We start from the raw sequence: 14,488 nt of genomic DNA, 5'->3' as shown, positions 1-14,488 counted from the left end.
CGGTACCGGCGGTGCCCCGCGGTCAGCGCGGCGGGGGACCGACCAGCAGGCCCTTGATGTAGGCGGCGTGCTCGTCGGCCGTGGCCCGGCGGCCACGCGCCCGGGAGAGGACGGTCCGGCCGGCGTAGCCGGCGACGAGCATCGAGCGCATCACGTTCACCCGCGCCGGGGCGTTGTGCTTGCGCAGGTAGCGGACCATCGAGGCGCCGCGCATCTGGAGCATCCACGTCTTGCCGGCCCCGGAGCCGCCGGCGCCGTGCGGGACGAGCAGGTCGGTGCGCAGCCGCTGGCGCATTCCCGCCTCGCGGATCGCCCGGCCCAGGGCCATGTCCTCGTTGTAGACGTAGAACGTCTCGTCGAAGCCGCCGAGCTCCAGGAACGACTGCCGGCGGACGGCCATGCAGGCCCCGGTCAGCCACTCCGGGCTCATCGGCCGGTTCGGCGTCGGGCGCGCGAACAGCGCCGACGACGGGGCGATCTTGTGCGCGCCCAGGACGTGCAGGAGCACCCGGCGGGGAGTCGGCTCCCACCCGCCGTTGCCGAGCTCGGGCCTGTCGTCCTGCCCCTTCATGGTCGCCGCGCTCACGACCAGGCCGGGGTCGTTCTCGAGGTCGGCGACGAGGGTCCTGATGATCTCGACGGTCGGTCGGCTGTCCGGGTTGCCCAGCACCACGTAGTCGTAGGCGGACGAGCGGATGCCCATGTTGGACGCCTTCGCGAAGCCCTTGCCGCCACCGGAGTCGATGTAGCGGCCGTTCGGCCGGTCGGCGAGGAGCTCGTCGACCCGGTCGACGCCACTGGCGTTGTCGACGACGACGACGGGCAGGTCGATCGGCAGCGTCGCGAACATCTGCTCGAGCTGGCCACGGCTGTGGAAGCTGACGAGCTGAAGCTCGAAGTTCCAGCCGGCCGCGGCTGGCCGTACGGCGGGCGCGGCCGGCACCCTGGCGGGCGCGGCGGCGCCACCCGGAGCCGGGCTGTCCGGGGTGGAGCCGGCAGGCGTCGCCTGGTCGGCGACCGAGTCGGGTGCGATGTCCGGCACGGGTCTGTTCCTCTCAGCTGACGGCGGTCAGCCCACGGACGGACGGGCGGTCAGCTCACGGCGGACACGGAGGCGCCCGCCCCGGACGCGCTGGCGGGGTCGATGTCGGCCCCGGGCGCCGCCGGCTGCGCCGGCAGGGGCTGGCGGTCCGGCTTCGGCCAGATCGCCGGCCGGTCGCGGGCCAGGAAGCGGCGGACGCCGCCGAGCGCGACGGCCTGCAGGAAGAAGACCTGGGCGACCAGGCGGCTGGGGCCGGGCGGGGTCCCGCCCCGCATCAGCACGCCGGCGCTGGCCGCACCGGCGGCGTTGCCGAGCAGGAACAGCCGGGCACCCCAGCTGTTCCGGGCCGCCGGGACACTGATCGCGACCAGCGCGACGTGCGACAGCGGACCGAACGAGGACCGGACGAGCCGGTGCCCCCACAGCTGCGAGGTGACCGGCAGCGCGCCGGGCACGAGCGCGGCACGGCGCCGCCAGAGCATGTCGAGGTTGCCGGCGACGATGCGGGTGCGGCGCTCCCACTCGGCGGCGTAGTCCGGCGCGGAGGTCTCGATCGAGTAGGCCTCGGGCTCGTAGACCACCCGCAGACCACTTTCGAGAATGTCGAGCGCCAGCCAGGCGTCGTCCACCGCGGTGTCCTTCGGCAGCGGCCGGAACGCCTTGCGGCGGAACGCCAGCATCTCGCCGACCACGCCGATGGTGGCGCCGGTCGCGGACTCACGCTGCTTGAGCCAGGACTCGAAGGTCCAGTAGAAGCCCTGGGCGCCGGCCGGGTCGTCGACCTGCTTCTCACCGGCGACCGCGCCGACGGACTCGTCGGTGAAGTGCCGCGCGGCGGCGCGCAGCGAGTGCGGGGCGAGCACCGCGTTGGCGTCGGTGAGGACCACGACGTCGTGGCTGGCCGCCGCGACACCACGGTTGACCGCGCGGGCCTTGCCGAGCCGCTCTCCCGACGACAGGACCCGGACCCCGGGACGGCGGGCGGCCGTGGCCGTCTCCGCGTCGTCGGCGACGACGATGATCTCCATCGGGCCGGGGTAGTCCGTACCGGCCAGCTCGTCGAGCTTGGTGCCGATGACCGCCGACTCGCGGTACGCGGAGACCACGACGCTGAGGCCCGGCCACACGTCCGGCTCGGCGGGGACCGACGGCGTAAGCCCACGACTGCGGTACCCGATGTAAGCGGGATACAGAACATGGCCGTACACGGCGGTCGCGCCGAGAACCGCGATCGCGGTGCCCTTCCCGAATGCACGAGCTCCTGTCATGCGACAACCGTAGCGGTGCCTCTACCAGGTGACGGAATGGGCTACCGCCACCTTACCGGGGCGATCACCAAGGCGGGCCGGGCGAATCCCGTCCGTCCCCGCCCGGACCCGCCGTCCCGGTACGTCCACCGGCGTCCCTGTCCGTCCCCTGCCGGATGGCCCCGGACCCCGGGGCTACAGTTACTCGGATGAGCGACTCCGAGCGCTGGATCGTCGTCGTCGAGGAGCCCTTCCTCCCCGCGGATGCCGGCGGGCGGGTGGAGACCTTCAGCTTCCTCACGGCGGCCTCGGCGGCCGGTATCCGGATGCAGGTCCTGGTGCCGTCCCGCACCGACCTGGACATCACGGCCTACGAGGACGCCGTCCCCGGCGCGGCGGTCATCCGGCTCCCCCGGGACGACAGCCCCCTGGCCCACCTCTCACCGCGACCGTTCACCCACGCGTCCCGCCCGGTCGGCCCGCTGCGCCGGGCCCTGGAGCACACCCCGCCGCGCGCCGACGCCGTCATCAGCTACAGCTGTCGGACGTCGCATCTCGGCGAGGAGATCGCCCGGATCTGGCGGCTTCCGCACCTGGTGCGCGCGCACAACATCGACTCGGAGTTCTTCCGGGTCCTGGCCCGGAACTCCACGGGCCCCCGCGCGGTCGTCTACGAGCTCGAGTACCACCGGATGCGGCTCGCCGAGCAGGCCATGCACCACTCGCCGCTGGTGAACGCCATCGCGGACATCTCGGTGGAGGACCACGAGTGGCGCCGGGGGCGGGCGAGCGTCCCGACGTTCCATCTGCCGCCGTTCCTGCCGGCCAGCACGGTCGCCGGGGTCCGCGCGGCCGGCGGCGTCGCGGACACGGAGCGGGCCGGCGAGCGCCTGGTCTTCGTCGGCTCGCTGGACACACCCACCAACATCGAGGCGCTGCGCTGGTTCCTGGGCGGCTGCTGGCCCACGATCCGGGTGCGCCACCCGGCGGCCGTCCTGCAGGTCGTCGGCCGCCGTCCCGAGGACGGCCTGGCCGGGTGGCTGGCCGGCTTCGAGGGCGTGGAGCTGCACACCGACGTGCCCAGCGTGCTCGGCTACGTGGCCGGGGCGACCGTGTCGGTGAACCCGATGCGTTCCGGTTCCGGGGTGAACATCAAGGCGATCGAGGCGATGTCCGCCGGGACGCCGGTCGTCAGCACCCCGACCGGCAGCCGCGGCCTGGGCTGGCGTCCGGGCGAGCACCTGCTCGTCGCCGACGATCCGGGCGCGTTCGCGGACGCCGTCTGCGGCCTGCTGGACAACCCCTGGCTGGCCGCGGAGGTCGGGACGGCCGGGCGCGAGTTCGTCCTGCGCGAGCTCGACCATTCGACGCTCATCGACCGGATCCGGGACATGCTGGCCGGGCGCGCCGAGGCGGCCACGGCTCGAGCCACCTGAGCTCGGGCCACCCGAGCTCAGGCGAACCGGGCTCGGATCGCCTGGGCTCGGCGGATCGCCTGGGGTCGGATCGCCTGAAAGCAGGCCATCCGAAACAGCCCTGGCCTGGTCACCAGGCCAGGGTCAGCTTGCGGGCGTCGAACGCCTCCGCGTAGCGGCTGCCGCACTCGATGCCACGCAGCCGCATCGTGGCGCGGAAGGTCTCCTCGTCGAACCAGATCCGGTCGTGCTGGCTGCTGAAGTGCCGCTGGAGATGCTCCACCTTGGCCGCCACCACCTCCTCGGACACCGGTACGTAGAGGCTCGGGGCGCCACGGTCGCTCTCCCACTTGGGGATCTCGTAGCCGAGGATCAGCGCGCCGCGGAAGGCCTGCCAGGCCAGTTCGGCCAGCATGCGGTGGTCCTGATGGGCGTCACCGAGCGAGGGCGCGAAGACGATGTCCGGGGTGACCTGCCGGGAGATCTGCAGCAGCATCTCCTTGACCCCGCTCCACTCCCGGGGGAGGAAACCGTCCCGCACCTCGTGCAGGTGCAGCGAACCCAGGGACGGGCCGAGCAGCTCGCGCGCGCTCGCCTCCGCCTCGGAACCCCGCTCACCACTGCCGGAGAAGACCACCCAGTGGACCACACTGTCCGGATGGGCGGCGATCATCTGCGCGATCGTGCCGCCGGCGCCGATCTCCACGTCGTCCGCGTGCGCGCCGAGGGCGACCACCGTGTAGGCGCTGCCCTCGACGGGGCGGCCCGGCGTCAGCGCGAGCATCGCTCGATCCTCTCGATCACGTGGCGGCCCAACCTACCCGGATCCGCACAGCGGAACATCACCGACACCGCCCGGCCAGCGCGCTTCCGCGCCCGCCCGCGCAGGCGCGTCAGCCGGCGTGGAAGCGGTTCTGTACGGCCGCGAGCTCCTCCTGGAGCAGCGACTCGACGGCATCCGCCGCATTGTCGACGAGCAGTGGGAGCGCCTTGCGCTCGACCGGGCTGAAGTCGCGCAGGACGAAGTCCGCCGGGTCCATCCGGCCGGGCGGGCGACCGATCCCCACCCGGACCCGCAGGTAGTCCCGCGAGCCCAGCGACGAGGTGATCGAGCGCAACCCGTTGTGGCCGTTGTCCCCCCCGCCGCGCTTGAGGCGGATGGCGTCGAACGGGATGTCCAGTTCGTCATGAACGACGATCACCCGGGAAACGTCGATCTTGTAGAACGCCCGGACGGCGGCCACCGGCGGGCCTGAGACGTTCATGAACGTCCGCGGCCTGGCGAGAACGACCGAGCGCCCGGCGAGGCGCACCTGGTCGATCTCGGCCCGCGAGCGGTGGGACCGCAGCCGGGCGCCGGTGCGCTCGGCCAACAGGTCCACCACCATGAAACCGACGTTGTGCCGGTTCCCGGCATAGCTCTCGCCCGGATTGCCTAGGCCGACGACGAGCCAGGGCCCGTCATCGGCAGGGGCTTCCATCCGTTCGCCGGAACAGATCAGGCCGAGGCGGCCGAGTCGGCGGCCGTGCCCTCAGTGCCCTCGGCGGTCTCACCGAGATCGGCTTCCATCTGGGCGACCGTGCGCTTGGCCAGGCCCTGGACGACGACGAGCTCCCCGTCGGCCTCGAGCTCGACACCCTGCGGCAGCTCCAGCTGGGCGGCCGTGATGCCGTGACCCGCCTCGAGGCCGGTGATGTCGACCTCGATCCGGTCCGGCAGCGACGCCGCGTCGGCCTTCACCGACAGCGCCGTGACCTGCTGGTCGACCAGGGTGTCGGGGTCGGCCTCTCCGACGAGGACGAGCGCGACCTCGACCGAGACGTGCTCGCCCCGGTTGACCAGGACCAGGTCGACATGCTCGTAGCTGCCCCGGATCGGGTGGCGCTGGACCTCCTTGGGCAGCGCCAGCTCCGTCTGGCCCGACAGCTCCAGCGTCAACAGGACGTTGGTGCCGGCGTCGGTCTTGAACGCGTGCAGCAGATCGTGAGCGGGCAGCGCGATGTGGCGCGGCGGCTGGCCGTGACCGTAGAGAACAGCCGGGACCTTGCCGGCCCGGCGGGTGCGACGAGCCCCGCCCTTCCCGAACTCGGTGCGCGGCTCCGCGGCGATGCGGACCTCGGACATGGGGGCGCTCATCCTTTCAGCAATGTGAACTCGGCGCCTGGCGGTCACCGACCGCCGATCACCAGCGGACGGTGACTCAGCGGCGAAAAGTGGCACAGCGCCGGACGGCGGGGCCGCGCCATCATGGACGCGGTCCTCAACAGTACCGGAAGCTTGGCTGTCAACACCCGACAGGTGTCGTGTCGCCCCAACCTGGCCACCACGGCTCCCCCCGCCCGGCTCGCGAAGGCGCGCGAACTCCCCGGGCGGTCCGCCCGCCGGCCCACCCGTCCGGCGCCGGCTCCGGGCCGCCCGGGGCCGGCGCCGGACGGCGTCAGCGCACCCTGGCCGGCAGGCCGGCGTGCACGGCGAGATCGATCTCGGCGCCGAGATCGGGGCGCCCCACCGCGCGGCGCGCCCTCGGCAGCACCCGCTCCTCGAGATCGGAGCGGACCGCGCGGATGTCCGCCCCGGCGTCCGCCTCGACGGCCAGTTGCAGCACCGGCCGGCGCGGCCGCCCGCGCACGACCACCCGCACCGCGTGCACCAGGGGGTTCACGACCAGGTCCGCCGCGACGGCGTCGGCGAGCGCGGAGGTGTCGAGGTGCACCCCGCCGACCTCGTCGTCGGTCACATAGAGGCCACGGAGCCGGCTCGTCCGCGCCTGGGCGACCAGCCATCCGACGGCGAGCAGGGTCACCACGCCGGCGGCCGTCCCCACGACCGGCCAGAACCACCCGTGGCGCGCCGCGAAGGAGTGGACATCCCCGCTGAGCACGGGCCGGTCGGCGAGGGCCGGGCCGAACAGGCCCGAGCCGGCCAGCAGGACCAGCACTCCGCCACCCAGCAGCAGCAGGCCGACCAGCCCGAGCAGGATCTGGTTCCAACGGTCCACCACCGGGATGAACGCGCGGGCCGGCGCGGGTGAGCGGGCGCCGGCCGGCGGAGCCGCGTGCCGCGCCGCGGCACCGCCGCGGCTCATCGCCGGCCCCCGGGCGTCCCGGAGCGGGTGGTGCCGGCCTCGCGTTTCGAGCCCGGCGCCACCGCGGCCGGCGAGGCACGCCAGGCACCGGGCACGGTCGGCCCCGCGACGGCCGCGGGCTCGGGCGACACCGGTGAGGACGACGTCGACGCCGACGCAGGGCCGACCGACGTGGGCGCCACCGGCGCCGTCGGCGTCGTCGGCGTCGAGGGGGCGACGAGCCCGCGGCCCGAGCGCCGGCGCTCGGAGCTCGCCGTGACCGTCAGCCGCGGCGGGCGCAGCAGGTCGAACGACTCCACCCGGCGCGCCAGCCGCGCCCGGGCCTCGAGCACCGCGCCGGTGGACGTCCGCGGCCGCAGCCGGGCCCGGACCACGGCGCGGCGGCGGCGCACCCGGACCGAGGCGGCCGTGATCCCGTCGACGGTGAGCACGCTCTGCCGCAACGCCCGCGCGAGCGCCCGGCGGGAGACGAACACCGCCGCGCCGGGCGTGGTCGTACGGGTCCGCAGCCGCGGCCGCACGCCCAGCCGGACGCAGCCGAACAGCACGCCCGCGCCGGCGAGCACCGCGCACACCCCGACCAGCCGGACGGCCCCGCTCGACCACGACCAGTCACCGAGACGCGCGGACCAGGCGGGCCAGTCCACCAGGGCTGGACCGTGCCCACCCGCGGCGACGATGATCTCCACCAGCGCGATGACACCTGCCGCGGCGAGCACCGCCGCCACGAACGCCGCGAGGATACGGTTACCGGCCCGCATGGTGCCTCCCTCCCGCGCCGAGGGGGTTCGAACCGCCGGTCAGCGGCACGGACAGAACAACCGGCACCGTTCGGCCTGCCCACGAGCGGCCACACTGACACGCGGGGTCACCGCCCGGCACCGGAGCACCCCACCCCCGCGGACAACAGCGGGATGTCGATGTCGATGCGCGCGACGGGCAGCCCGGCCAGCGCGGCCACCCGTTCACGCACCCTGTCCCGGACGGCCTGCGCGGTCTGGCTCACCGGGGCCGGGTAGGCGATCGACAGCGTCAGCGACACCCAGGCCGCGCCGTCCACCACCCGCGCCGTCACCTCGGGCCGGCCACCCGGCCGATCTCCGGGCCCGTCGCCGGGCCGAGCGCCGTGCCCGGTGCCGGGACGGCGCCGGGCGCCGCCGTGACCGGCCCGCCGCCAGCCCGCCCCCCGCCAGCCCGGTCGCGGACGACCACCGGGCGAGCCGTCGCGCAGGAACGCGGCGACCCTGGTCGCGGCCCGGGGCGGCGGGCCCCCGACAGCCTCCACGTCGGCGGCGGCGATCGCGGCGATCTTCGCCACGACCCGCTCGGCGACCAGCAGCCGTCCCGGGTTGTCGCCGCCGGGATGCTCGGGGTTCACGGCTGGTCCCGGCGCCGGCCGCCGCCGGGGAACCGGCCGCGGTCCCGGCCCGGCCGCGACTGGTCGAACCGGCCCCGGTCGAACCGGCTGAGGTCGATCTCGCCGTCGGCGAACTTCCCGACGATCAGGCCGATGGCCCCGAAGAGCAGGACGATCAGGAACTCGCCGAACCCGCCGAACGCGAGCGCGAGGCCCGCGACGAGCCCGGCGATCAGTCCGAGCGCACTTGATCGCATCCGAGGTCCTCCCTCACCGGCGACGCGGGCAACCCGGCGCGCCGCCCACTCTCACCGACAGCGCCGGTGACCTGGCGTGCCGCCCGCTCCGGACCGGCGCGTGCCGCCCCCGGCGCGCCGCGTCAGTCTGATTGCCAGTCTCGGCCGGGTGGCCTCGACCTTCCAGTTCGCGGCCCGGGCCCGCCAGTTCGCGATCCACCGGTTCGCGTCCGCCCCGCGGGCGAGCCGGGCCCGGGCCCGGCCGAACGGGCCGCGCCGTCGGTAGAAGGTCACAGCGCCCGCGCGGGTCGTGTCGGTCGTGGTGAACGCCCGCAGACCGGCCTGGAAGGCCTCGGGATCGCCGCCACGGTCCGGGTGGTTGTCGAGGATGAACCGCCGCCGGGCCGCCCGCGACCGCGCGGCCCCGGGGTCAGATGACACCGGCCCAGGCCGGGACGTCGACCTCGAGATCGTCGATGATCACGTCGATCCGGGGGCAGTCCGGGGCCGCGAGGGCCACCGCCGCCCGGACCTGCGCCGCGAGTTCGACCATGGTCGGCCCGAAGCGACAGACGACGCGAACCGTGATCGCCGCCGGCCCGTCCCCCGGCGCCACGCCGTCCTCCGGCGCCACGCCGTTGTGGGGCGTGCCGCCCGAGGTCGGTCGACCGACCAGCCGGACGACGTCCGGGCAGGCCCGCACCCGCGCGGCCACCTCGTCCAGGAGTTCGGCGTCCGTGCCTTCGGCCGGCACGGGCACGTCGACCAGGCCGGGCGGGTCGGCTGGTGCCGGGTGGACTGGTACCCGCGCGGTCAACGGACCCGTGGCGGGGCCTCCGCCGGCTCGTCCTCGCCGATGTAGACGTCGTCCACGGCGATGTTGACCTCGGTGACCTCCAGGCCGGTCATCTGCTCGACCGAGTCGACGACGTTGCGGCGGACCGCCTGCGAGAGGTCGACGATCGAGACGCCGTACTCGCAGACGACGTCCAGGTCGATCGCGGCCTGCCGTTCGCCCACCTCGACCGAGACGCCCCGCGACACACTGGGGCTGGTTCCCGGCAGCCGTGCCCGGAAGGTGCCCATCGCCCGGCTGCCGCCGGTTCCGAGGTCGTGGACCCCGGACACCTCCCTGGTCGCGACGCCGGCGATCTTGCGGACCACGGAGTCGGCGATCGCCGTCCGGCCCTGCGCCGTCACCAGTTCGGTGGAGGCCCGCCGGGCGGGGGCGGTGGACCGCTCGGCCGTGCCGTTCCGGTGTCCGTCCGCCGACCGGGCCCGGTCGGGCCCCGTCCCGCCGGGGCGGCCCTCGCCCGGGCCCTGGGCGGTGCCCATCTCCGCGCCCTGTGTCCGCGTGGTGGTCGTCATCGCTGCTCCTCCCGCGTCACGGTGCCCGCGCCCGGCCGGCGGCGCCTGGCGGCCCGAGGCCGCGCGGCGCGCCCGGTGTGGCCGGGAGGGTCACCGGTGCCGTTCCCCCCAACGGAGTACCCGCCCCGCCCGGGCTAATACGTCCCCGCCACGTCCTGGCTGGAACGGGCCGGTACGCCGGCACGCACCCGGAGGCGCCAGAACCGACCGAGCGCAAGAGCCGCTCCGCCGCCGCGACCGATAAGTTGAGCACGGGCCCCTACGCCGCGCGCGGGCCCCGGTGACCAACACCGGCCATGCCGAACCAACACCGGCCATGCCGAGCGCGCTCGCCGCGAGCGACGCCTGAGCCAAGGAGCGTCCGTTGCCTCGATCGCATCCGGGTCGACGCGCCACCGAACCCGGCCGCCCCCTGCCGACCGTCACCGTTCGCGCGCCCGCCAAGGTCAACCTGCACCTCGGGGTGGGCCCGCGTCGGCCCGACGGGTACCACGAGGTGACGACGATCCTGCAGGCCGTCGGGCTGTACGACGACATCACCGCGACGTCGGTCCCCGTCGAGTCACTCGCCGGGCCCGACGGCGCCGGCCCGGTGTTCACCGACGAGGACCCGATCGCGGTCACGGTCGGCGTCGCCGGCGAGGGCGCGCGGCCGGCGGCGTCGGACGACGCGGACGACGCCGGCGCCGGCCCGGGCGGTTCCCCGGGTGACACCGGCGTCGAGCCGTCCGTCTCGGTGGTGCCGACCGGCAAGGACAACCTGGCCGTCCGCGCCGCCTACCTGGTCGCCGAGGCCGCCGGGATCCGCGGCGAGGCCGTCCACCTGACGCTGACGAAGGGCATCCCGGTCGCCGCCGGGATGGCCGGCGGCAGCGCGGACGCGGCCGCCGCCCTGCTCGCCTGCGACACGCTGTGGGGCGCGGGCCTCGACCGCGACACCCTCGTCGCGCTGGCGGCCCGGCTGGGCAGTGACGTCCCGTTCCCGCTCACCGGTGGGACGGCGCTGGGCACCGGCCGCGGCGAGCAGCTCACCGACGTCCTCGGCCGCGGCGAGTACCACTGGGTGTTCGCGCTCGCCGACGGCGGTCTGTCGACGCCCGCCGTCTACGCCGAGTTCGACCGGCTCGCCGAGGGGAGGCTGCGCACCGGGCCGACGCCCGCGGACGCCGTCCTGAGCGCCCTGCGCGGCGGGGACCCGGCGGAGCTCGGCGCCGCCCTGACCAATGATCTTCAGCCGGCCGCGCTGCGGCTGCGCCCGTCGCTGCGCCGGGTGCTGGAGAGCGGGCTGGAGCTGGGCGCGATCGGCGCGATCGTCAGCGGCTCCGGGCCGACCTGCGCGTTCCTCGCCCGCGACGCGGCGGCGAGCGTCTCGCTCGCCGCGAGCCTCGCCGGCATGGGCGTCGCGCGCGCCGTGCGGCGGGCCCACGGCCCGGTCGCCGGAGCGCGGGTGATCGGCCCGGAGGACCTGGCCGGCCCAGCCGGGGAACCGTCCAGATCACGGGAGGAACCGTCCATATCGTAAGAAGAGCCAGCCAGGTCGCGCGGAGCGCCCTTCCGGTGGCGGTCGGTCGTCGCGTCGTCGTCCCCGGGGAGCTCCGGTGAGCCCGGTCGTCGTCTCGTTGGAGAGCGTCTCGGCGGCGCACGGTACCCGCACGCTGCTCGACGGGGTCGGCCTCGGGCTCGACCTCGGTGAACGGATCGGCGTGGTCGGCCGCAACGGGGCCGGCAAGTCGACCCTCCTCAACATCATCTCGGGCACCCAGCCGCCGGACTCGGGTCGGGTCGTGCACGCCGGCGGCACCCGGGTCGGCGCCCTCTCGCAGGCCGACTCGCTGCCCGGCGGCACCGTCCGCTCGGCCGTCGTCGGGGACGTCCCCGACCATGTCTGGGCGGCCGACCCGCGGCAGCGGGCCGTCCTCACCGGTCTCGGCCTGATCGACCGGCTCGACGACGAGACCGGGCCGATGTCCGGTGGCGAGCGCCGCCGCGTCGCGCTGGCCCGCCTGCTCGTGCTCGACCTCGACCTGCTGATCCTCGACGAGCCGACGAACCATCTCGACGTCGAGGGCGTCGCCTGGCTCGCGCGCCACCTCGCCACCCGGCGCGGCGCGCTGATCGTCGCCACCCACGACCGGTGGTTCCTCGACGAGGTGTGCGATCGGGTGTGGGAGGTCGTCGACGGCCGGGTCGACGCCTACGAGGGCGGCTACTCCGCCTACGTGCTCGCCCGGGCGGAGCGCGCCCGGCGCGCCGACGCGACCGAGGCCCGGCGGCAGAACCTGCTGCGCAAGGAGCTGGCCTGGCTGCGCCGCGGCCCCCCGGCCCGCACCAGCAAGCCCCGGTTCCGCATCGACGCCGCCAACGCACTGATCGCCGACGAGCCGCCGGCGCGCGACAGCCTCGAACTGCGCACCTTCGCGGCGTCCCGGCTGGGCAAGGACGTCTACGACGCCGAGGACGTCGACCTCACCGTCGGTGACCGCACGCTGCTGCGCGACGTGACCTGGCGGCTCGGCCCCGGCGACCGGATCGGCCTGGTCGGCGTGAACGGCGCCGGCAAGACCTCGCTGCTACGGCTACTCATCGGCACCCTCGAACCGAGCGCGGGGCGGGTCCGCCGCGGGGCGAGCGTGCGCCCGGCGATCCTGTCCCAGGAGGTCACCGAGCTGCCCGGCGACCTGCGGGCCCTTGAGGCGGTCGAGCAGGTCGCCCGGATCCTGGCGGTGGAACGCGGCCGGGAGCGCACCGCCGGCCAGATGCTCGAGCAGTTCGGCCTGCCCTCGAGCCGGCAGTGGACGAGGGTGCGTGACCTCTCCGGCGGAGAGCGCCGCCGCCTGCAGCTCCTGCGTCTGCTGATGGGACGCCCGAACGTCCTGCTCCTGGACGAGCCCACGAACGACCTCGACACCGACACGCTGACCGCGCTGGAGGACCTGCTCGACTCCTGGCCCGGGACCCTCGTCGTCGTCAGCCACGACCGCTACTTCCTGGAGCGGACCTGCGACGTCGTGTGGGCTCTGCTGGGTGACGAGCGGATCCGGATGCTGCCCGGCGGCGTCGAGGAGTACCTGGCCCGGCGGGCGGCGGCGGGCGCCGCCCCCGGCTCCGGGACGACCGGTCCGGGTGGGTCCACCGGTCCGGGTGGGTCCACCGCCACGGGCGGCGGCGTGGGGGGCGCGGCCGGGCCGGGCGGCTCGGCGGCGGGCTCCGGGCCGGCGGCGGGCGGGCCGGACACGCGGCCGGCGCTGAGCTCGGGTGAGCTGCGCGCGGCCCGCAAGGAGCTGGCCCGGCTGGAACGGACCCTCGAGAAACTGGGACGCCGCGAGACCGAGCTCCACAAGGCGCTGGCCGAGGCCGCCACCGACCACGAGCGCATCCTCACCCTCGACGCCGAGCTCCGGGCGCTCACCAGTGAGAAGGACGGCGTCGAGGAGCAGTGGCTGGCCCTGGCCTCCAGCCTCGAATAGGCCCCCGGCCCGGCCCGGGGCCCGGGCGGTGAGTCGGGCCCCGGAGCCACCGGCCGGAGCCGGTGGCGAAGCCTGGGTCGGTGGCGGGGCCTGGGTCGGTGGCGGGGGTCGGCGACGGAGTCAGACGCGCTTGGCGGCCAGGCGGGCGGGGTCGGGCCAGCGGACGTCCCGGGCCAGGCCGAGGATCTCCAGGGTTCTGATCACGTAGAAGCTGGTGTCGATCTGCCAGGGGCGGACGCCGTGGCGGGCCGAGGTCGGCTCGGCGTGGTGCAGGTTGTGCCAGGACTCGCCCATGGACAGCAGGGCCAGCGGCCACACGTTGCCCGAACGGTCGCGGGAGCGGTAGGGCCGGGAGCCCATGACGTGGCAGATGCTGTTGACCGACCAGGTCACGTGGTGCAGCAGCGCCACCCGGACGAGCGAGGCCCAGAAGAAGGCCTGCAGGGCCGCCTCGAACGAACCCCCCCACAGCCCGCCGACGACCGCGGGCAGGGCGAGGCTGACGAAGGCGCAGAGCGCGAACGAGCGGCTCACCCGCACGATCATCGGGTCGTCCAGCAGGTCGGGGGCGTAGCGGCGCTGGTCGGTCTGTTCGACGTCGAAGAGCCAGCCGACGTGGGCGTGCCAGAGCCCGCGGGCGAGGGCGGCGGGGCCGGTCCCGTAGCGCCACGGTGAGTGCGGGTCGCCGTCGGCGTCGCTGAAGGCGTGGTGCCGGCGATGGTCGGCCACCCAGCGGATCACCGGGCCCTCAATGGCCATGTTGCCGGCGATGGCGAGCGCGGCCCGCACCGGCTTGGCGGCCTTGAAACCCCGGTGGGTGAAATAGCGGTGGAATCCGACGGTGACGCCGTGGCCGGTGATCGCGTACATCACCGCCGCGAGTATGACGTCCCGCCAGGAGATCCAGTGGTCCCACAACAACGGAACCGCCGCGACAAGGGCCACGAACGGAAACAGGATCGTCGCCACGAGCACGAGCTGTTCGCCGCGGGCCCGGGACATGGAGCGTGGTGCGGTGGTGTGCGGCTCGGCCCGCGGCGACGCGGCCCCGCCGGCATCCGCGACGGGCTGGTCACCTCCAGCCGCCGACGAGTCCTGATGCCTGGTTTCGGTCGCTTTCACCGTGTCGGTAGCGGTCATTGCTTCATCCCGTCCGTCGCGGTGGGCCGCTCACTGCCGACCCTCTGGTCGCCACGTTAACCCGCCTGGATGACAACGGGCACCATTCACGGCGTCCGCCACGCAAACGGGCCGGACCGTCCAGCCCACG

At 74.8% G+C, this 14,488-nt stretch carries 16 protein-coding genes; 3 read left to right on the top strand and 13 right to left on the bottom strand.

Annotation, left to right across the window (positions count from 1 at the left end; all coding sequences use genetic code 11):
- Window positions 1–22: 22 nt before the first annotated feature.
- Window positions 23–1,042: a glycosyltransferase gene (locus B056_RS0111935; protein ID WP_018502093.1), complete on the bottom strand. Its 1,020-nt coding sequence runs from the start codon at window positions 1,040–1,042 to the stop codon at window positions 23–25.
- A 50-nt stretch (window positions 1,043–1,092) separates the two neighbouring features.
- Window positions 1,093–2,310, bottom strand: coding sequence for a glycosyltransferase (locus tag B056_RS0111930; protein ID WP_026239600.1), 1,218 nt, complete (start codon window positions 2,308–2,310; stop codon window positions 1,093–1,095).
- A 188-nt stretch (window positions 2,311–2,498) separates the two neighbouring features.
- On the opposite strand from B056_RS0111930, the gene B056_RS0111925 reads away from it, so the two are divergent.
- Entirely contained in the window at window positions 2,499–3,725 is a 1,227-nt protein-coding gene (locus B056_RS0111925) for a glycosyltransferase (RefSeq protein ID WP_018502091.1), read from the top strand.
- A gap of 109 nt (window positions 3,726–3,834) precedes the next feature.
- Here B056_RS0111925 and B056_RS0111920 read toward each other — a convergent pair whose 3' ends face one another.
- The 10 genes from B056_RS0111920 to B056_RS0111875 all read right to left on the bottom strand — a co-directional run bounded on the left by B056_RS0111920 (window position 3,835) and on the right by B056_RS0111875 (window position 9,751).
- Window positions 3,835–4,488: a PIG-L deacetylase family protein gene (locus B056_RS0111920; RefSeq protein ID WP_018502090.1), complete on the bottom strand. Its 654-nt coding sequence runs from the start codon at window positions 4,486–4,488 to the stop codon at window positions 3,835–3,837.
- Window positions 4,489–4,597: 109 nt separating this feature from the next.
- Window positions 4,598–5,185 (bottom strand): aminoacyl-tRNA hydrolase, encoded by a 588-nt coding sequence (gene pth, locus B056_RS0111915; protein WP_018502089.1) that lies wholly within the window; start codon window positions 5,183–5,185, stop codon window positions 4,598–4,600.
- Window positions 5,186–5,202: 17 nt separating this feature from the next.
- Window positions 5,203–5,829 carry a 50S ribosomal protein L25/general stress protein Ctc gene (locus B056_RS0111910; protein WP_018502088.1) on the bottom strand — a complete coding sequence of 209 codons (627 nt, stop codon included), beginning with the start codon at window positions 5,827–5,829 and terminating at the stop codon, window positions 5,203–5,205.
- A gap of 313 nt (window positions 5,830–6,142) precedes the next feature.
- Window positions 6,143–6,790: an alkaline shock response membrane anchor protein AmaP gene (locus B056_RS0111905; protein ID WP_018502087.1), complete on the bottom strand. Its 648-nt coding sequence runs from the start codon at window positions 6,788–6,790 to the stop codon at window positions 6,143–6,145.
- On the bottom strand, window positions 6,787–7,551 hold the full coding sequence (locus B056_RS0111900; RefSeq protein WP_018502086.1) for a DUF6286 domain-containing protein: 765 nt from the start codon (window positions 7,549–7,551) through the stop codon (window positions 6,787–6,789). Before B056_RS0111900 ends, B056_RS0111905 begins: the two co-directional genes overlap by 4 nt.
- Before the next feature lie 107 nt (window positions 7,552–7,658).
- Window positions 7,659–8,168 carry an Asp23/Gls24 family envelope stress response protein gene (locus B056_RS0111895; RefSeq protein ID WP_018502085.1) on the bottom strand — a complete coding sequence of 170 codons (510 nt, stop codon included), beginning with the start codon at window positions 8,166–8,168 and terminating at the stop codon, window positions 7,659–7,661.
- Complete coding sequence (locus tag B056_RS0111890) at window positions 8,165–8,404, bottom strand: DUF2273 domain-containing protein (protein WP_018502084.1); 240 nt, start codon at window positions 8,402–8,404, stop codon at window positions 8,165–8,167. The genes B056_RS0111895 and B056_RS0111890 overlap by 4 nt, the downstream gene beginning before the upstream one ends.
- A gap of 51 nt (window positions 8,405–8,455) precedes the next feature.
- Complete coding sequence (locus tag B056_RS0111885; protein ID WP_018502083.1) at window positions 8,456–8,824, bottom strand: hypothetical protein; 369 nt, start codon at window positions 8,822–8,824, stop codon at window positions 8,456–8,458.
- Window positions 8,814–9,200, bottom strand: coding sequence for a hypothetical protein (locus B056_RS0111880; RefSeq protein ID WP_018502082.1), 387 nt, complete (start codon window positions 9,198–9,200; stop codon window positions 8,814–8,816). The genes B056_RS0111885 and B056_RS0111880 overlap by 11 nt, the downstream gene beginning before the upstream one ends.
- On the bottom strand, window positions 9,197–9,751 hold the full coding sequence (locus tag B056_RS0111875) for an Asp23/Gls24 family envelope stress response protein (RefSeq protein WP_026239599.1): 555 nt from the start codon (window positions 9,749–9,751) through the stop codon (window positions 9,197–9,199). The genes B056_RS0111880 and B056_RS0111875 overlap by 4 nt, the downstream gene beginning before the upstream one ends.
- A gap of 364 nt (window positions 9,752–10,115) precedes the next feature.
- Between B056_RS0111875 and B056_RS0111870 the strand changes: the two genes are divergently transcribed.
- Window positions 10,116–11,273 carry a 4-(cytidine 5'-diphospho)-2-C-methyl-D-erythritol kinase gene (locus B056_RS0111870; RefSeq protein WP_268258367.1) on the top strand — a complete coding sequence of 386 codons (1,158 nt, stop codon included), beginning with the start codon at window positions 10,116–10,118 and terminating at the stop codon, window positions 11,271–11,273.
- Window positions 11,274–11,349: 76 nt separating this feature from the next.
- Window positions 11,350–13,218 carry an ABC-F family ATP-binding cassette domain-containing protein gene (locus B056_RS0111865; protein ID WP_018502079.1) on the top strand — a complete coding sequence of 623 codons (1,869 nt, stop codon included), beginning with the start codon at window positions 11,350–11,352 and terminating at the stop codon, window positions 13,216–13,218.
- Window positions 13,219–13,338: 120 nt separating this feature from the next.
- Here B056_RS0111865 and B056_RS0111860 read toward each other — a convergent pair whose 3' ends face one another.
- Entirely contained in the window at window positions 13,339–14,358 is a 1,020-nt protein-coding gene (locus tag B056_RS0111860; protein ID WP_018502078.1) for an acyl-CoA desaturase, read from the bottom strand.
- Window positions 14,359–14,488 lie beyond the last annotated feature (130 nt).

Origin of the sequence: Parafrankia discariae (assembly GCF_000373365.1) — a bacterium.
In the GTDB taxonomy this organism is placed as follows: domain Bacteria; phylum Actinomycetota; class Actinomycetes; order Frankiales; family Frankiaceae; genus Parafrankia; species Parafrankia discariae.
This window is presented reverse-complemented; position numbering and strand designations above follow the sequence as displayed.